Source organism: Rhodococcus sp. ABRD24 (assembly GCF_004328705.1).
Taxonomy (GTDB): domain Bacteria; phylum Actinomycetota; class Actinomycetes; order Mycobacteriales; family Mycobacteriaceae; genus Prescottella.
In genome coordinates this window covers 4,317,298-4,338,588 of the sequence record NZ_CP035319.1, presented here as the reverse complement: position 1 = coordinate 4,338,588, position 21,291 = coordinate 4,317,298, and the positions used below count along the sequence as shown (strand labels likewise).

The window sequence follows — 21,291 nt, the reverse complement described above, 5'->3', positions numbered from 1 at the left end:
GGAGGAAACCACCATGGGACTTGCGAATTGGTGGTCAAACGTACAATCAGCACGTCGCCGAGACATCGATCACGCGCAGAAACTCGGCATCGCGACCGTGGGGATCGCCACCTACGGCGACCCCAAGATCCTTCGCTTTCGATACGACAAGACACGTCTGGTGATCGGGTCCTACTGCTCGATCGCCGAGGAGACGCTGATCGTTCTCGGTGGTGAACATCCGATTGATGAGATCACCACCTACCCATTGCGCGACAGGTTCGGGCTTCCCGGCGCAGGTGAAGACCGTCATCCGCTATGCAAGGGCGACATCGTCATCGGCAGCGACGTGTGGATCGGTGCCCGAGCGACGATCCTCAGCGGTGTGACGATCGGAGACGGCGCGATCGTCGGTGCCGGTGCCGTGATCGCCAAGGACGTCCCGCCATACTCCATCGCAGTCGGGAATCCCGCGCGGGTCGTCAGGAAGCGCTACGACGACGAGACCATCGAGGCGCTTCTCGAGATCCGTTGGTGGGACTGGCCGGAGGACAAGGTCGTCGACAACGTCGAACTCCTCTCGTCTCGCGAACCATCCGAGTTCCTCGCACGGCACCGTCCGACAGAACGACTGAGCAGTTAGGCCAACGCAAGTGCATTCCACGTCACCCAGGATCCCAGAACTGGTGTCGGTCATCATCCCGATCTACAACGCCCGCAACCTCATCGACGTTCAGCTGACCGCCCTCGCCGATCAGGACTACAAAGACGACTTCGAGGTAATCGTCAGTGACAACGGATCCACGGACGGGCTTGCGGAACACCTCGAGGACCACCCGCTCCACTCGGTCCTCAAACTGCGCCGAGTCGACTCATCGGACCGACAGGGCGCACCGCATGCCCGCAATGCCGGTGCCGCCGCAGCCGAGGGCGACTTCCTCGCATTCTGCGATGCTGACGACCGAGTTCACCCGGGATGGCTGTCCGCCTTGGTGACCGCCGGCCGCGAACACGACGCGGTGAGCGGCCCGGTGGAGACGTCGACACTGAACACACCGCGGGTGGCTTCGTGGCGTCCCGTGCAGCCTCCGGAGCAGCGCGAAGAGACTCCGGGATTTCTCCCGTTCGGGCTATCAGGGAATCTCGGGCTGTGGCGAACCGCATTCGAGACCACCGGCGGGTTCGACGAGTCCCTCACGGTCGGCGAAGATGTCGACTTCACGTGGCGCCTCCAGCTCGCCGGCCTCACCCTCGGCCACGAACCCGCCGCCATGGTGGCCTATCGACTCCGCGACAACTATCGTGCGCTCTGGCGGCAGTCGTTCGCATACGGCATGGCGGGGCCGGAGTTGTACCGCCACTACCGGTGGTACGGCCTGCGTCCCACCAAGCCCTTGCCCCTCATTCTGTTCGCGGTCGCGCTCGTCGTTCGGTGCCCACTCGTACCCACGTTCATCAGCAGGCTGTCCACCGGTGGGTGGATCTACTATGCAGCATTTGCCGCCGGCCGGATTCGGGGTAGCCTCAAATACCGTGTCTACTTCGTCTGACACACGTCAGAGAAAGTAGACCCGACACCGAATACTCCCCCGGACTCGTCCGACCATGCGGCCGGCATAGATGAGCCACTGGCCGCGCGACAGCCGGGTGACCCTTCGTGGAAGCAGTGGATTCCGGAGCAGCAAGAGAGTGAAAACAACGGGGAAGGCCAGGAGATTCCGAGCGTATCCCCGACTCCGGTATTGCTTGAACAGGCGCGGGTCAGCCTCCCCGTAAGTCATGCTCTGGTTCCACAATTCGCGGTAGGTGCACCGCATCCGATAGGCCATCAACGCACGCGGAGCGTGGCCGAACGTCCCCCCGCTCAACTGGACCCGCCACGACAGGTCGACGTCCTCCCCTGCACCAGTGAATGATTCGTCCCACGCTCCGGCCTGATCGAACGCGGACCGCCAGACCGCACACGTGCCCCCGTTGGCGAATGGCAAGAAGCCCGGGAACGCGAATCCCTGCTCGGGCGGCTGCATGACCATCCGATCCGCAACGTCCGGACTGTTCAGCGACGTGTTTTCCAGCGCACCACTGACCATGTCGTACTGCGACGCGGCTTCCACCAGCGCTGACAGCCACCCTGGATGCGCGCGGTCGTCGGCGTCGCAGAAGGCGAGCAGATCACCCTGTGCTGCTGCCACGGCCACGTTGCGGGCGTGCGAGGCGCCCTGCACCTCGGGTGCCGGCACACACCTGAGGCTGAGCCGTTCGCGGAGAGCATGGGTATCGAGGTACTCCTGCAAACCATCAGAGGAACCGTTGTCGCCGACGACAACCTCTGTCGCGCCAGCGTAGTCCTGCGCGGCGAGCGCCTCGAGCTGAAGGTCGATGACATCGCGCGCGTTGTACGCCGGGATCACGACCGACACGAGTTCCGGCATCCGAGACATCTCGCTCCTCACGCCATTTCCGATTCCGACGATCCGAGCCCCCGCAACACCGCGTGCGGAACCGAACCGATGTCCCTCAGCACCGCCCCGAACTGCTCGACGATTCCTTGCGCGGTGGACTCGTCGAACAGCGCGGTCTGGTACAGCAGACCGCCGCTGATTCCGGCGGGTGCGCCGTCGAGGCCGTAGTGGTCGTTGAGACTGAACTCCAACTCGTGCTTGGCAACGGTGACCGGCACCGGGTGCTCGGTGATGCTCAGACCCGGGAAGTCCGCCGTCAGTCCGCTCGAGGCGCGTTGCAGAATCAGCGTCACCTGGAACAGCGGGTTGAACGGCACCTCGGCGTCGATATCCAGCGCCCGCTCGAGCCGCGGGTTGGACACGTCCGGGTGCGCGTACGCCCCGAGCGCGGCGGTACGCACGTCCGCAACGAGATTCGTGAAGGTTTCGGTCTCGTCGACGATCACCCGCATCAGGACGTCGTCGGAGAAGTTGCCAACGACGTCGTCGAGCACCGGTTCACCGCGGCCCGCGATCGATGTCGCGAGTGTGATGTCCTTCTCGTAGGCGAATCGGCTGACGCACAGTGCGAATGCGGCCTGCAGCACCATGAACAGGCTGGCCCCGCACTCGCGGGCCGCCGCAGCGAGGGCCACATGGGTGTCTGCGTCGATTTCGATCGGCAGTGCCGCTCCCGCGGTCGTGCGTACCGGCGGGCGGGGCCGGTCGGTCGGGAAGTCCAGAAGGCCCGGACGATCCGCCAGGGTGTGGGTCCAGTACCGGAGCTGTCGGTGTGCTTCGCTGCCGGGATCGTCGAAAGAACCGAGCAACGCGTGCTTCCACACCGTGTAGTCGGCGTACTGCACCGGCAACGGCTCCCACTGCGGAACCGAACCCGCAGCGCGAGCGGCGTAGGCAACCACGACATCTCTGGTGAGCGGGCCGGTGCTGAAGCCGTCTGCAGCGATGTGGTGCACCACCACGGCCAGCACGTAGTCGTCCGGGCCGAGTTCGAACAGCCGCATCCGCAGCGGCAGCTGAACCGCGACGTCGAAATCGCCCCACAGGAAGGCCCTCAGGACCTCATCGAGATCGTTCTCGCTCACCGCGACGACATCCACGTCCGGAACCGCATCCGGTGCGGGCACGATCACCTGGACCGGTCCGTTGTCACCATCGGGGTACATGGTGCGCAACGATTCGTGACGCTCCACCAGATCGGCCGTCGCGGCCCGGAGAGTGTCGATCTCGATTGCACCCCGCAACCGAAGCGCGAACGGAATATTCCATTCTCCGCCGCGGGTCTGCTGGTTGGCCACCCAGATCCGTTCCTGTGCAGGCGCCAACGGGATCTGCTCGGTCCGCGCCACCGCGGTCAGCCGCGGCCGGTCGAAGCCGGTCTGCGCGTCCACCCGAGCAGAAACGGATGCCACCGTCGGGTTCTCGAAGAACTCCCGGACGGTCACGTCCGACCCGAAAGCCTCGTTGATCCGCGCGGTCGCGCGGGTTGCGAGCAGCGAGTTACCACCCATATCGAAGAAGCTGTCGTCCAACCCGATCCGGAGACTTCCGGTCAGATCCGCGAACACCCCCGCGACGATCTCCTCGGTCTCGGTCTCGGTCTCACGGAAACTGCTGGTGCTCGAGAACTCCGGCTCCGGCAAAGCCCTACGGTCGAGCTTCCCGGTGACACCCAGTGGCAGCTCCGCGAGGAACACGACAGCAGTCGGCACCATGTAACTCGGCACCCGCTCACCGACGGCAGACAACACCTCCGACGCTGCCGGTGACGCGCCCGGTTGCGGCACCGCGTAGGCGACGAGATGCTCGGCGCCGCTGCGGGCCCGATGGACCACCACTACGGCCTGATCCACGTCCGGATCCGCCGCGACTGCAGATTCGATCTCCCCCAGCTCGATCCGGAATCCGCGCAGCTTCACCTGGAAGTCGCTGCGCCCGAGGTAGTCCAACACGACGTCGCAATCTCCGGCCCGCCAACGAACCACATCACCTGTCCGGTACATTCGGGAACCGTTGCGATCGAACGGATTTGCCACGAAACGGTCCGCAGTGAGGTCGGGCCGTCCCACGTACCCGCGGGCCAGCTGTACACCCGCGAGATACAGCTCGCCGGGTACACCGACTGGCACCGGCTGCAACCGCGCGTCGAGGACATACACCCGGGTGTTCCACCCGGGTACTCCGATCGGCACCGTCGCGACGTCGTCGGGGCCGCAGCGGTGATACGTCACGCTCACCGCCGCCTCGGTGGGCCCGTACAGGTTGAACACCGGCGCCGCACTCGAGCCCGCGAACCGGCGCACCAGGTCCGCGGGCAGTGCCTCGCCGATGCAGATCACCCGACGCAACGACGGCACCGGCTCATTGCCGACGGACGCAAGGAAAGCGGTCAACAGCGACGGCACGAAATGTGCGGTAGTGACGCGCTGTTCCCGCATCACTCCCGCCAGATAGGCCGGATCCTGCTCGCCGCCGGCCTTGGCGACCACGAGACGGGCACCTGCAGTCAGCGCCCACCAGAACTCCCACACCGACAGGTCGAACGTCGCGGCCGTCCGCAGCAGCACGGCATCGGTACCGTCCAGCTCGAACTGCGCCTGCTTCCACTGCAACTGGTTGACGATTGCCGCATGCGACACCGCCACGCCCTTGGGCCGTCCGGTGGAACCGGACGTGTAGATGACGTACGCAGTGTTGTCCGGCCGCAACGGAGCACGTCGCTCGGAATCCAGGATCGGATCGCCGCTGCGGGCCGAGACGTCGAGTGAGTCGACCTCGAGCCGCACCGCGCCGTCCGGCACCGTCACCGTCTCACCTCCGGTGGTCAGCACTACCGTCGGCGCTGCCGAGGCAAGCACGTAGTCGGTGCGCTCCGCTGGATGATCCGGATCGATCGGCACATAGGCACCGCCCGACTTCGCGACGGCATACATGGCCACCAGCAACTCCACCGACCGCCGCAGCGCCAGCGCTACCCGTGACTCCGGACCGACGCCCAGCGAGATCAGCTCACGGGCAAGACGGTTCACGCGCACATCGAACTCGGCGTACGTCAGTTCCCTGTCCTCGAACACCACCGCGATCGCGTCAGGTGCGTGTCGTACCCGCTCCGCGAAGAGCTCCGGGAGCGTGGTGAGCTCGGCCCGAGGCAGCTCATGCTCGGTGTCGTTCCATTCGACCAGCACGGCGCGACGCTCGGCCTCGCCCTGCAGGTCGATATCCCCGAGCACCACGGTCCGATCGGCCACCACCGCCCGCAGCAGCCGCTCGAAGCGGACCGCGAACCGGGCGACTGTCGCCTCATCGAACAGGTCCGCCGCATACGTGAACGATCCGGCGATGGCGGACGGCGAACCGTCATCATCGTGGTGATCGACGAGAGTGAGGTGCAGATCGAACTTGGCTGGTTCGAAACCGGCATCGAGGACGCAGATCTCGAGGCCCGGCAGTTCGAACCTCGTGCGCGCCAGGTTCTGCAGCGACAGTGCCACCTGGAACAGCGGATGCCGGGCCGTCGACCGCACCGGGTTGAGCACCTCGACCAGACGCTCGAACGGCACGTCGGCGTTCGCGAACGCCGCCAGATCGGTGCCCCGCACCTGATCGAGCAGTTCCGCGAACGTCGCGTCCGGCCGCACGGCGGCGCGCAGGACCAGGGTGTTGACGAACATTCCGACGAGTCCGTCCAGCGCCTGCTCCCCACGACCCGCGACCGGCGCACCTATGGCGATGTCGCCCGAGCCGCTGAGCCGGCCCAACAGGCCGACGAACGCCGCATGGACCACCATGAACAGCGTCGCACCCTGCTGGCGGGCCAAGGCAAGTAGCGCCTGGTGCAGCGGCGCGTCGAGTGTGAACGCCAGCGTTTGCCCACGGTACGACTGCTCGGCCGGCCGGGGCCGATCCGTCGGCAGATCGAGCTGATCCGGCAACCCAGCCAGCGTGTCGGTCCAGTAGCGAACCTGGCGGGACGCAACCGACTCCCCATCCTCGTCGTCGCCCAGAACCGCACGCTGCCAGAGGCTGTAGTCGGCATACTGGACCGGCAACGGCGCCCACGACGGCGTCAGATCCTGCCGGCAGGCGGCATAGGCGATCATCACGTCCCGCGCCAGCGGCGCCAGCGAGAACCCGTCGGCCGAGATGTGATGGACCACGAGAACCAGCACGTGGTCGGTGGCACCGATTCGCAGCAGCTGCAGTCGCAGCGGCACCTCGGCCGTGACGTCGAATCCCGTGCCCGCCAAAGCGACCACCGACGGCACCAACTCACACTCGGCGACATCGACCGGATCTAGGGTCGGAACCGCTTGTGCCGCAGTGAGAATCACCTGATGCGGACCATCGGCCGAATCCGGGTACACGGTTCTCAGCGCCTCGTGCCGATCGACAGTCGCCGTGATCGCGGCATGCAGCGCCTGCACGTCCAAAACTCCGGCCAATCGCAGCGCCATCGGGATGTTCTCCGCAGCCGAGGCCGGGTCGAACCGATTGAGGAACCACATCCGCTGCTGCGCGGGCGACAGCGGAATCGCCTCCGGACGCTCGAGCGATCCCAGCTCCGGCCCCTTCGCACCCAGCGCAGACTCCGCCCGCGCCGCGAGCGCCGCGACGGTGGGGTGTTCGAACAGCTCTCGAATCCCGAGCGTGGCACCGAGCACGGTGTTGACCCGCGCGACGAGTCGAGTCGCGAGCAACGAGTTACCGCCGAGGTCGAAGAAGCTGTCATCCACCGACACCGGGGCCAGGCCCAGCAGGTCCGCGAACGCTCCGGCGATCTCCTCCTCCACCGGGTTCGACGCACCCCGGAACTCACGGGTCGAGACGAACTCGGGCACCGGCAGTGCACGGCGGTCCAGCTTGCCACCCGCGGTGACGGGCAGCTGCTCGAGCACCATCACCTGGGCGGGCACCATATACGCAGGCAGCGAGTGGCCTAGGTCTTCACGAAGCCGCAAGGAATCGAGCATCGCACCACGCTCGGGTACGACGTATCCCACCAGCTGATCGCCGGCGCGGGCATCGCGGTGCATGACGACTACGGACTGCGCGACACCCGGCCGACCCGCGAGGGCCGCCTCGATCTCGCCGAGCTCGATCCGCAGGCCGCGCAGCTGCACCTGGGAGTCGGCGCGCCCGACGAAATCGAGCTGACCGTCCCGCGTCCGGCGCACGAGGTCGCCGGTCCGGTACATGCGTCCGCCGCCGCGGGGATTCGCCACGAAGCGGGCCGCTGTGAGCCCGGGTCGCCGATGGTAACCCCGGGCCACACCCGGGCCCGACAGATACAGCTCACCGACCACGCCGATCGGAACCGGCCGCAGTCGCGAATCCAGAACTGCGGCAACGGCACCCTCGATCGGAGTACCGATCGTGATCCGATCCCCCGGCGCGAGTGCCTCGGTCATCGTGATGATGATCGTCGTCTCGGTGGGTCCGTAGCTGTTGAAGAACCGCCGACCCGGCGCAAACCGCTCGACCAGCTCCGGCGGGCACACGTCCCCACCGACAATTACCGATTCGAGCGAGGCCAGCTCGTCTGTATCGACCGTCCCCAGGGCTGCCGGGGCCGTCAGGATGTGCGTGACCTGCTCCGCAGAGATCAGTTCAGCCAGTTCGTGTCCGCCGATCACCGAGGGCGGAACGACGACCATCGCGGCACCGGCGCTGAAACCGGCGAGCATCTCGAACACCGACGCGTCGAAGCTCGACGATGAGAACCGCAGCACCCGTGACTGTCCACTGAGCGCGAGTTCCCCCCGGGCATCGGCGCAGAACAACGCCAAACCGGCGTTCTCGACCACGACACCCTTCGGCAGTCCGGTAGACCCCGACGTGTAGATCATGTATGCCGCATTGGACAGCGCAATCTCCCCGCCGCGCTCGTTGTCGCCGATCGGGGTGCCGGACTGCGCCGCGCAGTCGCGCTGCAGCTCTTCGGAATCGAGCACCAGCCACTCGGTGGATCGAGGGAGCCGGGCCACCACCACCTCGGACGTGATCCCCACGGCGGCATCGGAATCGGAGAGCATATGCGCAATGCGCTCAGCCGGATGCGCGGGGTCGACGGGAACGAACGCGGCGCCGGTCTTGACCACCGCCCACATCGCGACAATCGACTCCACCGAGCGCGGGAAGGACAGTGCGACGAACTCCTCCCGGCCGACTCCGCGGGCGAGGAGCACCCGAGCCAGACGGTTGGATTGCTCGTCGAGCTCCCCGTACGTCAGGGCCACATCCCCCGCGCGGATCGCCACCGAACTCGCCGCCGATGCGGCCCCGTCGCTGAGGATCCGAACCATCGTGCGCGGGCTCACTCGCGGCGGAATCGGATCCGTCGACGCCAGTTCCCGATCGTGCAGGTCGAGCAAATCGATATCCCGAACCCGAACGGTGGGCTCCGCCGCCACCTGCGAGAGCAGCATCACCAGCTTGTCCGCGATCGCCGCGGCAGTTTCCGGATCGAACAAGTCCGTTGCGTAGGTGAGCGATCCGAGCAGACCGGGGATCGAGCCCGACTCGCGCAGCGTGAACTCGAGGTCGAACTTGGCGACGTCAGCATCCGGATCGAACACCGTCACCGTCACACCCGGCAGCTCGAGCACGGCCTCACCATGGTTCTGCAAGGACAGCGCCACCTGGAACAGTGGCGAGTAGGACTGCGACCGAGGCGGATCCACAACCTCGACGACCCGCTCGAAGGGCACATCCGCGTGCGCATAGGCCGCGAGATCGACGGTCCGCACCTGATCGATCAGTTCCTCGAAGGTCACGTCCGGATCCACATCGGTCCGGAGCACCAGCGTGTTGACGAACATCCCGACGAGGTCGTCGAGTTCCTTCTCGCCGCGTCCGGCCACTGGCGTACCCACCGTGATGTCCGACGTGGCACTGAGCCGCGCGAGAAGGACCGCTAGTCCGGCATGCAGGACCATGAACAGCGTGACGCCACGCCGTCCCGCCAGATCGTCGAGCAGATCCTTCAGCCCCGAATCGACCGAGAAGTCCACGCGGGCGGCTCGATACGATGCCGAGATCGGACGGGGACGGTCGAGTGGCAACTCGAGCGCCGCAGGTACTCCGTCCAGCTGTTCTTTCCAGTACCCGAGTTGGAGTGCGGCGAGCGACCTCGGATCGGCCTCCTCGCCGAGTACCCGCCGCTGCCACAGCGCGAAGTCCGCATACTGCACGGCGAGCGGGGCCCACGTCGGCTCCTCGCCGCGCACGCGCTGCGTATAGGCGATCATGAGGTCCCGCGCGAGCGGCATGGTGGACACGCCATCGGCACTGATGTGGTGCACCACCAGGACCAGCACCAGATCCTCGTCCGCAACACGCAACATCGCGCCACGCACCGGCACCTCACGGGTGACGTCGAAACCGCCGGACACCACGTCCGCAACCGCGCCGCGCAACCGATCCTCCCCCGCCACCGGGACGGGATCGAGTTCCAGCGCAACCTGTTCCGTCGGTACGATCACCTGACGCGGACCGTCGTCGGACTGCGGAAAGACCGTGCGCAGCGCCTCGTGCCGACCGAGTACGTCACGTACCGCTGCCTGTAGTGCCCCCACGTCGAGTGTTCCGGTCAACCGGACGGCGAGCGGAATGTTGTACACCGGCGACGCCGGATCGAACTGGTTGAGAAACCACATGCGCTGCTGCGCGAGCGAAAGCGGCAGCTCCGCAGGGCGGCGCCCGGCAGTCAGTGCGGGACGCTGGTCCTCACGCCGCGCCTGGTCCACTCGTGCGGCCAGCGCCTCGACCGTGGACGCCTCGAATACCTCACGCACACCCATCCTGATGCAGCGCAAGGAGTTCACCCGCGCGATCACCCGGGTTGCGCTCAGCGAGTTGCCGCCGAGAGCAAAGAAATCGTCCTCCGCTCCGACTCCGACGATACCGAGTACGTCGGCGAACACGTCGGCAACCATCGTCTCCGATTGCGTTCGGGGATGCACGAACTCACGCGATGCGAACACCGGTTCGGGCAGCGCCCGGATATCGATCTTGCCCGCCGGGGTCAGCGGGAACGCATCGACGACAGTGATCGCCGACGGCACCATGTACTCGGGTAGACGGCCACCGGCGTGCACCGCGAGGTCGCGCGGGTCGACCGTCCGGCCCGGGACCGCGACAACGTACGAGACGAGGGCGTCCACGCCCCCACTCCGATGGCCCACCGTAACCGCGGATTCGACGGTGGGATCCGCGGCCAGAACCGCGTCCACCTCCCGCAGCTCGATCCGGTGCCCGCGAACCTTCACCTGGAAGTCCGTGCGGCCCAAGTACTCGAGCTCTCCGGAGGCGTTCCACCGCACCAGATCACCGGTACGGTACATCCTGGTTCCGACCGCACCATACGGGTCTGCGACGAACCGTTCGGCGGTCAGCCCGGCCCTACGGTGGTAACCGCGGGCGAGGCCCTGCCCGGAAACGAACAGCTCACCGGCCACCCCGACTGGCACCGGCCGCAGTCGTCGATCCAGAACCAGGGCGCCGGTTCCCCTGATCGGCGCTCCGATGACCACCTCCGCATCGGGCGCTATCGGCCCGTGATGAGTGGCCATGATCGTCGACTCGGTGGGACCGTACGCGTTGAACATCGATCGCCCCGGCGCCCAACGGCGCACCAGGGACGCGTCGCAGGCGTCTCCGCCGACCACCACGACTCCGATCCGCTCGAGGCCGGCGGGATCCACTGTTGCAAGCGCACCAGGGGTGACGAACGCATGGGTGACGCGCCGCGTGCGAAGGAACTCGGCAAGTTCCTCGCCGCCGAACAATCCGGCCGGAGCCACTACCATCGTGGCACCACCGCCGACCGCCATGAACAACTCGAGGATCGAGGCGTCGAAGCTCGGCGACGCGAAATGCAATGTCCGAGACGCGGCGTCGACGCCGTACCGTGCCCGCTGCTCCTCGGCGAAGGCCGCGAGACCGACGTGCGTGACAACGACCCCCTTGGGGAGGCCGGTGGACCCCGACGTATAGATGACGTACGCCGGGTTCTCCGGTCGCAGCGGAGCGATCCGGTCCGCGGCGGTGATCGGCGCCGACGACTGTGCCTGCTGCGCCGTCTCGACGGTCTCGTCACCGAGGACCGTCCACGATACCGTCGCGGGCAGCTCGGCAACGTGCGCACCGATGGTGATCCCGGTCCGCACATCCGAATCGATGAGCATATGCGCGATGCGCTCCGCCGGATACGTGGGATCGACCGGCAGGAAGGCAGCACCGGTCTTCGCGACCGCCCACACCGCACACACCGACTCTACCGATCGGGCGAGCGCAATCGCGACGAAGGACTCTGGCCCCACACCGCGTTCGATCAGCAACCGGGCCAACCGGTTCGAGCGTTCGTCGAGCTCGCCGTATGACAGTACGGTGTCCTCGTAGATCAGCGCATCCGCGCCGGGATCGACGGCAGCGTCGGCGAGAAGCGCCGGGAGAAGCCGGACGGGCACCGCACCGGAGATCGGCGCAAGTTGCCGTGTGCGCTCGGCAGCGTCCAGGATCTCGATATCTCCGACGGCGCGTGATGGATCGGTCACCGCGCTATCGAGAATGCGCAGGAATCTGTTCGCAAACCCCTCGACAGTGGACCGCTCGAACAGATCGCACGCATAGGTGAACGTCACCCGGGCGCCGGCTCCGGAACCATCCGGGTTGATCTGCTCGGCCACCTCGACCTGCAAGTCGAACTTCGCGATCCCGAAATCGACAGGCTCCGAAGCGATCTCCAGACCTGGCAGCGTGATCGACGGAGGTCGCGGTCCCTCATAGGAAAGCACCACCTGGAAGAGCGGGTGATGCGAGGTGGATCGGCCGGGGCTGATGACCTCGACCAACTGCTCGAACGGCACATCGGCGTGCGCGTAGGCCGACAAGTCGATGTCACGGACCCGGTCGAGAGTCTCGGCGAAAGACACCGCAGCGTCGATTCCCGTGCGGAGCACCAGCGTGTTGACGAACATTCCCACAACCTCGTCGAGGGCACGCTCGCCGCGACCGGCCACGGGAGTGCCGACGACGATGTCCTCCGATCCACTCAGCCGAGCGAGCAGCACCGCCAAAGCGGTGTGCAGAACCATGAACGGCGTCGCGTTCGCTCGGCGCGCAAGTGCGGTCAGGGCCGCGTAGGTGCCGACATCGATCGAGGTCTCGATCGACCCGCCCGCGTAACTCGGGGTGGCGGGCCGAGTCCGGTCCGCTGGAAGCTCGATGACCTCGGGGACACCAGCCAGTTCCGCCGACCAGTATGCGATCTGCCGTCCCGCGCGGGAATGCGGATCATCGTCCGCGCCCAGCACATCGCGCTTCCAGAGTGCGTAGTCCGCGTACTGCACCGACAGCGGCTTCCACGACGGCGCCCCGCCGAACGCACGTGCGGAATAGGCGTGGACCAGGTCCGCGGCGAGCGCGTGTATGGACCAGCCGTCGATGCTGATGTGGTGCACTACCACCACGAGCACATGCAGGTCCTCGCTCCGGTGCAGCAGCGTCAGGTCGATCGGGATCTCGGCGGTGACGTCGAATCCCGACGCGACCGCAGCGCGCACTCGATCGGCAAGATCCGATCCGGCAGTGCCGTCCAGCTCCAGCTCGTCGAGGGCCAGCTCATCGAGGGCCAGCTCGTCGAGGGCCTCCTGGGTCGACAGGATTCGCTGGTAAGGCCCGTCGACGGAGTCCGGATACACCGTCCGCAGCGACTCGTGGCGTTCGAGAATGTCGGCGACCGCGTCACTCAACGCCGCGGTGTCGAGTGCACCAGTCATCCGTAATGCCATCGCGACGTTGTAGGCGCCCGACTCCGGGTCGAATCTATTGAGAAACCACATCCGGGACTGTGCCGGAGACAACGGTATCCGCGCCGGTCGCGGACGCGCCTCGAGCGCCGGGATCGCTTCGCTGCCGCTGCGCGCGCCATCGATCACGACAGCGAGTCCGGCAACGGTTGGTTCCTCGAACAGTTCGCGCACACCCAGCTGCACGTCGAACTCGGAGTTGACGCGCGCGAGTAGGCGCGTCGCGACCAGCGAGTTGCCGCCGAGGTCGAAGAAGCTGTCGGACGCACCGATCGGGCTGTCGGCCAGGCACAGGACCTCGGCGAAGATCGCGACCAATGCGTACTCGGTGGGTGTACCGGGTGCCACGTACGCGGCAGCGCTGGAGAACTCGGGAACCGGAAGAGCCCTGCGATCGAGCTTTCCGTTCGCGTTCACCGGCATCGCCTCGAGCACGACGAGCGTCGACGGAACCATATAGCGCGGCAACGCCGTTGCCGCGGTCTCGAGTACCTCCTGCACATCGAGGTTCGTGCCCGTGGAGGGCACCACATATCCGGCGAGATAGTCGCCGACGATCGCGTCGCTGCGCAGGGTCACCACCGCCTGCTCGACACCACCGTGCGCGAGTAGCGCAGCCTCGATCTCGCCGAGCTCGATCCGCTGCCCACGCAGCTTCACTTGGAAGTCGCTACGCCCGATGTACTCGAGCTCGCCGCGCGAGGTCCACCGTACGAGGTCACCGGTCCGGTACATCCGCGCACCCGCCACACCGAACGGGGATGCGACAAACCGATCCGCCGTCAGATCCGGCCGCCCGACGTAGCCGCGCGCCAGCTGCGCACCGCCCAGATACAGGTCCCCCTCGACACCGACGGGTACCGGACGCAAGCGCGAATCCAGAACGTACAGTGCAGTATTCCAGACCGGAGCACCGATCGGGACTACGGACTCATCGATCCGGGTCCGGTGGGAGGTCACGTCGACAGACACCTCGGTGGGGCCGTACAGATTGTGTAGCTCCACCGCGGCGCTCTCGTGCACGCGCGCGACCGTATTGGGTGTCAGAGCCTCACCGCTGGTGAAGATCTGCCTCAGCGACGTGCACCGGGCGAGGTCTGCTCCGACGAGGAACGCATCGAGCATCGAGGGCACGAAGTGGATCGTGGTGACTCCGCAACCCCTGACGACCCGCTCGAGATACTGCGGGTCGCGGTGCCCGTCCGGCTCTGCGATCACCAGATGCGCGCCGACCTGCAAGGGCCAGAACAACTCCCAGACCGAGACGTCGAATGTGACGGGGGTCTTCTGCAGCACCGCGTCCGTCGCGTCCAACGGGTAGCTGGCCTGCATCCACAACAGCCGGTTCACGATGCCCGCATGCGGGACGACGACACCCTTCGGTCGCCCCGTCGAGCCGGACGTGAAGATCACATACGCAGCATTGCTCGGAAGCAGCGTGCCCAGTCGCTCATCGGCGCAGATCGGCGCCGAGTCGACGCCGTCGAGATCGAGTATGTCCACTGCCAGGATCGGGGCGGTCGACGGAAGCGACTCGCGGTCAGCCGAGTCCGTCAACACCAGCACCGGCTCGGCCTGGAAGACCGCGTACCCGATGCGTTCTGCCGGCTGATCGGGATCGATCGGGACGTATGCACCACCGGCGACGATGACGGCGTGCACCGCAACGAGGAGGTCGATCGAGCGTCGCATCGCGATGCCCACCGACGATTCGGGACCCACTCCGGACGCAATCAAGTATCGCGCGAGCCGGTTCACTCGTGCATCGAAGTCCGCGTAGGACAACGTGATATCGCCGAAGGAGACCGCGGGCGCCTCCGGCGTTCGCGCAACCTGCTCGGTATAGAGATCGACGAGCGTCACGTCGCGAACCGGGCGCTCGGTCGCGTTCCACGTCTCGATGACCCGGGTTCGCTCCCCCGGCGCGAGGATATCGATGTCACCCACCGGCGCATCGATATGCGCGACCATCGCCGTCAGGATCTGCTCCAGCCGGGACGCGAGGGCGGCCACCGTATCGTGCTCGAAGTACGACGGCTGATAACGCAGAGACATTCGCAGGTCCGGATCGAGCAGCGTCATCAGCGTGATCGGGTAGTGCGTTGCGTCCAGTCCCGACAGCCTGCGCACCCGCATTCCCGAGATGTCGGTGTTCTCGTCGAATCCCGCCCGTTCGACGGGGTACGACTCGAACACCGTCAGCGTGTCGAAGAAGCTGTCGACTCCCGCGTGCGCCTGGATCTCGCCGAGTCCCACGTGGTGGTGGTCGAGCAGTTCCGCCTGTTCGCCCTGCAGCCTCGACAGCATCGCACCCACTGTCTCGCCGTGCTCCAGACGCAACCGCACGGGCAGTGTATTGATGAACAGCCCGAGCATCTCCTCCACGCCGGCGAGCTGTGGCGGGCGTCCGGAAACCGTGGCACCGAACACAACCTCCTCACGGGAAGTGGTGCGGGCCAGCAAGATCCCCCAGGCTGCCTGGATGACGGTGTTGACCGTGACGCCTCGAACTCGTGCCACCTCGGCCAGCGCGTCGACGAGGTCCCGCGACGCGCGTACTTGGATCTCGACCGGAACTGCGTCGCTTCCGGAGTCCGGCCGCGGGGGTGCGAGCAGTGTCGGCTCGGTCACCCCGGCCAGCGCCGTGCGCCAGGCGCGCGCGGACTCGGCCCCGTCCCGGCCGGCGAGCCAATGCAGGTAGTCCCGGTACAGCCGCGACTTCGGCAGGGCGGCGGCATCCCCGGCCGCGTACCGGACGAGGAGTTCACGCACGAGCAGCGGCATCGACCAGCCGTCGAGCACGATGTGGTGATTGGTCAGCGAGAGCACATACTCATCGGGTGCTGTGCGGACAAGGAGCACTCGCATCAACGGCGGCCGATCCATCGCGAATCGCGCCAGCCGGTCCTCGTCGAGGACCCGGTGCAGTTCCCGATCACGGTCGCCATCGGCCAACGCACTGAGATCGACTTCACGCCAAGGAAGTTCGACGGATTCGAGAACCAACTGTGCCGGCACTCCGCTGTCGTCGTAGACGAACGCGGTCCGGAGGTTCGCATGGTTCGCAAGCAGCCCCGACGCCGCCGCCCGGAGACGCGCTGCATCCACCTCGCCGACCAGTTCCAGTCGCAACTGGGCCGTGTAGACGTCCACCGACTCCGCGACCAACCGCGCATGGAACAGCAGACCCGCCTGCAACGGCGAGAGCGACCACACGTCCTGCAGCCCCGGATAGCGGTGCTCCCACTGCTCGATCTCGTTCTGCGACACCGAAACCAGCGGGACATCGGACGGTGTCAGGCCGCCGGCACCCGGGAGCCCGGCGTGGGCGGCCAGACCCTCCAGTGCCCGCCGCCACAGGTCGGCCAGTTCAGCCACATCGGCGTCGCCGAGAACTCCGGTCGGGTACGCGAACGTCGCTGTCAGACGCGGGCCGCCAGGTCCATCGACCACCATCGCATTGATGTCGACCGCGGCGGCGACCGCCATTCCGGACCCGCTGTGGGCAACCAGATCCGGGGCATTCGGGTCCGGAATCCAGCCGAGATCGCGGATCTCCCCACCCAGATGTCCGGCGCCGAGCCGGCCCAGGTAGTTGAAACCGATCTGAGGTCGCGCCAGATCCGACAACTCACCCCTGGTTCGCGGATCCAGGTGCCGCAGCACGCCGAAACCGATACCGGCACCGGGCACAGCGAGTGTCTGTTCCTTTATCGCCTTCACCACCGCGCCAGCAGCCGCGCCTCCGGCGAACGCGTCGCCGAGGTCGACGTCCGGAAGTGTCAGGCGTACCGGGAAGGCTGTGGTGAACCAGCCGACCGTGCGGGCGAGGTCTGCGCCCGGCAGCACGTCCTCCTCCCGCCCGTGCCCCTCGAGTGTGAGCAGCACCGAGCGCTCCGAGAGCCCGTGCCCGCGACGCCAGTGCACCAACGCCATCGCCAGTGCCGCCAGCAGTCCATCGTTGACGCCACAGGCGTACACATCGGGAAGGCGGCCGAGAACGGTATCTGTGACGTCCGCACCGAGTTCCACGTGGATCCGGGCGGTCGAGGACACCGTATCGACCTCGGAATCGAGCGCGCGTGACCCGACGAGAGGGTCCGGACCGGTGAGGACCTCCCGCCAGCGGACCAGTTCCCCGCCGTACGCGCCTTCGATTCCGGCATCGAGAAGTCCGTGGGCCCAGCGGCGGAACGAGGTACCGACGGCGAGCAAGTCGGGCGTCCGACCGACAATGACCTGGGACCAGGCCGAAGCCAGATCAGGAAGCAGGATTCGCCAGGACACACCATCGATCACCAGGTGGTGGGCGACGAGCAGCAGACGTCCGCCGCGCTCACCCGCGTCGAGCCATACGAGCTGCAGCATGACCCCGGATTCCGGATTGAGACGCGCTGCAGCGATGTCGCATTCGGCCACAACCGCGTCGTCGAACTCGCGGGTTCCGGGTGCGCTGGGCACTGCCACCCGTACAACGCACGTGGACGGATCGACGGATCCCGGCTCGCCGACGACGAGCGAACGCCGCCCGTTCGCGTCGTCACGCAACCGGGCACGCAGCATGTCGTGCCGGTCGAGGACCGCTGAAAGAGCGGACGTCAGAGGCTCGAGTTCGACCTCGGCGGGCAGCGTGAGCAACACCGACTGATGGAAGTCGTCGAAGTTCCCGCGATCCACCATCTCGTACATCACCGGTGTCAGCGGAACGTTGCCGATGCCGCCGCCGGTGAGCTCCTCGAGTGCCAGGAACTGCTCGCCCTCGAGCACCGTTGCGACCTTTGCGATCTCGGCGACCGTCTTGCGTTCGAACACCTCGCGGGCGGTGAATCCGATCCCCCGTGCCTTTGCGCGGGAAACGATCTGCATCGCGATGATGCTGTCGCCTCCGAGCGCGAACAACGAGTCGTGCACTCCGACGCGGTCGAGTCCCAGCACCTCGGCCATCACCGCGGCGATCGACTCCTCCACCGGAGTCGTCGGTGGGCAGTACTGGGTGTCCGTGGAACCGAACTCCGGTTCCGGCAGCGATCGACGGTCCAGCTTGCCGGCCGCGGTGACCGGCACGTGTTCGAGGCGAACAACCATTGCCGGCACCATATGAGACGGCACGATCCGCGCGACACCAGCAATGATCAACGACGGATCGAAGTCCGTGCCGGGATCGAGCCGCACATAGGAGACCAGCACCGGCCCGCTCGCACGCTCGTGCGCGACGGTCGCCGCGAAGTTCACCCCGTCCTGCGCAAGCAGGGCGGCGTCGATCTCGCCGAGTTCGATTCGGAAACCACGAATCTTGACCTGGAAGTCGGACCGGCCCACGTATTCGAGCTGATGATCGGATGTCCAACGTACCTCGTCACCCGTGCGGTACATCCGGGTGCCCGCCCCTCCGAACGGGTCGGCGACGAACCGGTCGGCGGTGTGTCCGCCCCGACGGTGGTAGCCGCGGGCCAGTCCCGCACCGGTGAGGTACAGCTCGCCGACAACACCGACCGGAACGGGACGCAGCTTGCGGTCGAGGACCAGCGCGCCCGCACCCTGGATCGGTCTTCCGATCGTGATCGGGCCACCCGGAACGAGGGGGTCACCGATCGTGATCACGATCGTCGTCTCGGTTGGGCCGTAGCTGTTGGTGAACCGGCATGCCGATCCGAACCGGTCCACCAGGTCGGGTGTACACACGTCGCCACCGACAACTACCGCCTCGAGGTCCTCGAGGCCACGCGGGTCGACGGTGTTCATCAGGGTCGGAGCCGAGATGATGTGTGTAACCCGTTGCCGGCGAAGCAGATCGACCAACTCGGCGCCGCCGTAGATCTCCGGCGGTGCGACCACCATCGTGGCCCCCGCGCTGAACGCCTGGATCATCTCGAACACCGAAGCGTCGAAGCTCGCCGAGGAGAACCGCAGGACACGCGAGTTCGGACCGATCCCCAATTCGGGGCGCGATCCGACCGCGAACGACACCAGGCCGTCGTGTGTGACGAGCACGCCCTTGGGCAGTCCCGTCGATCCGGACGTGTAGATCATGTATGCGGTATTCGACACTGCCACAGCGGTGGTCAGTTCCGAGGCGGAAACCGATTCGGCCGAGAACGATCGTGTGACCGACTGCAGCGCATCGTCGTCGAGGACGATCCACTCGACGTCACCAGGCAGATTTGCGCGCTGAGCCGCGACGGTGAGCCCGAGCCGAGCGCCCGAATCTGTGAGCATGTGCACGATCCGTTCGGCGGGCAGCATCGGATCGATCGGTACGAAGGCGGCACCCGTCTTGGCCACGGCCCACAGCGCGATCAGCGCCTCCGCCGAGCGGGGCATGCTGATCACGACAAACGTCTCGGGCCCGGCACCGCGATGGATCAGCAAGCGCGCCAATTTATTCGATGCCTCGTCGAGTTCCCGGTAGCTCACCTCGCCGGTGTCGGACCGGATCGCGATGCCGGTCGGATTCGCCAGCACCCCGAGGTGGAGGAGGTCCGCCAGCAGGCGGGGACGCAACGGCGACGGACCGCGTAGCGGCACCAGTGAGGCTCGCTCGTCAGCGTGGAGCACCTCGAGATCCACCACCGGGACGGAGCCGGATTCGACGAAGGTCGTGAGGAACTCGATGAACCTCGCGTGTTGTGCGCGCAGATCCGGCTCCGAGTAGAGGTTGGGGTTGGCCTCGAAATCGATGTGTGCATGGTCGCCCACGACAGCGGGATAGATGTTCACGGCGAGATCCTCGATGGGCCCGGTGGTGAGCACATGCAGGCGGCCGATGCTCTGACCCAGCCGGATCTCGCTGTGGAACATCATGATATTGACGGACGGCCCGAAGAATCCGCGCCGACCGCCACCCATGCCGGCGTCGCGCCGAATGTCCTCGTGCCGGTATCGCTGATGGCGGAGCACCCCGGTCAGCTCCAATTGAACCTGCCGCGCCAACTTCTCACACGTGATGCCCGCGTCCGTCGAGAGCCGGATCGGCACGACATTGGACACCATGCCACCCGAACGGCGGAGCTTCGCGGTGGTCCGGGCGGACACCGGAAGACTCAGCACCACGTCGTCCTCACCGGTGAGGCGGGACAGGAACGCGCCCACCGCGGCAATCACGACGGAAGCGAACGTGATGCCGCCACCGGCGGCGATCATCCGCCGCAGTGCAGTCTCGGTGCCGGCTGGCAGCGCCCCACTCACGCGCTGCGAGTGCGATCCCACCTCGGCGGTGCGGCCGGCGAGACTGATCGGGTGCGGAAAGTTGCGGGTTCGTTCGGCCCAGTAACGGCGATCCGACTCGAATCGGCTGGAAGTCCGGTAACGCGCCTCGTCCTCGCTGATCTCGTGGAGGGCGCTGACCTTCCAGTCGGAGAGATCGCCCCCGGTGACGGCAGCGGTGTAGTGCTCGGCCGTGCGGTTCATGAATGTCATGGCACCGAAACCGTCGAGCGCGATGTGGTGAATCCTCGCGTACCAGTAGTAGTGCCGGTCTGCGATACGCAGGGTCACAGATACCACGAGGCGATCGGCCAGCAGGTCTACGGGGGTGCTGTACTCGCGACGCATCCACGCCTGCGCTGCCGCGACCGGATCGTCCTCGCCGCGGAAGTCCAGGTGGGTCGACCTACCGTGCAGAGAGTGGTCAATCGCTTGATAGGGCTCGGCATCGATCTCGACAATCCGGAGAAATCCGGTACCCAGTTCGCGCGCCGCCGCGAGGCCTGCGTTGGAGAGCGCTTCGACGTCGAGATCTCCGATGACCTCGACGTACTGCGCAATTGTGATCGGGGTTTCCTCGATCAGATGCTGTGCGAACCAGATACCGCGTTGTGCTGCAGAGAGGGGGAACACGTTGGTGTCCGAGGCGATGCCTGCCCTATCCGTTTCTGCGAACGCCGAACTCGCAGAATTATGTTCCGAACTCACGCCCCGACCCTTCATGTCAAACCTTCAGGTACGCACACTAGGCGAGAGACGAGCCGAATATCTCCAATGCCGACGCATGAGATTAACGCGTCGCCACTGAGCGTTCACGCAATTGTCCGCACTCGGCGAAT

Annotated in this window: 4 protein-coding genes; 2 read left to right on the top strand and 2 right to left on the bottom strand. The window is 66.4% G+C overall.

Annotated features, from left to right (window positions below):
* Nucleotides 1-13 precede the first annotated feature (13 nt).
* On the top strand, nt 14-622 hold the full coding sequence (locus tag ERC79_RS23780; protein WP_131580010.1) for a CatB-related O-acetyltransferase: 609 nt from the start codon (nt 14-16) through the stop codon (nt 620-622).
* 43 nt (nt 623-665) lie between these two features.
* A complete protein-coding gene (locus tag ERC79_RS19335) occupies nt 666-1,529 on the top strand; it encodes a glycosyltransferase (RefSeq protein WP_165497175.1) in 864 nt (287 codons plus the stop codon).
* Nucleotides 1,530-1,535: 6 nt separating this feature from the next.
* Here the strand turns inward: ERC79_RS19335 and ERC79_RS19330 are convergent, their stop codons facing one another.
* Both ERC79_RS19330 and ERC79_RS19325 read right to left on the bottom strand, forming a co-directional pair.
* A complete protein-coding gene (locus ERC79_RS19330) occupies nt 1,536-2,420 on the bottom strand; it encodes a glycosyltransferase (RefSeq protein WP_131580008.1) in 885 nt (294 codons plus the stop codon).
* Nucleotides 2,421-2,428: 8 nt separating this feature from the next.
* A complete protein-coding gene (locus ERC79_RS19325; protein ID WP_165497174.1) occupies nt 2,429-21,160 on the bottom strand; it encodes a non-ribosomal peptide synthase/polyketide synthase in 18,732 nt (6,243 codons plus the stop codon).
* Nucleotides 21,161-21,291 lie beyond the last annotated feature (131 nt).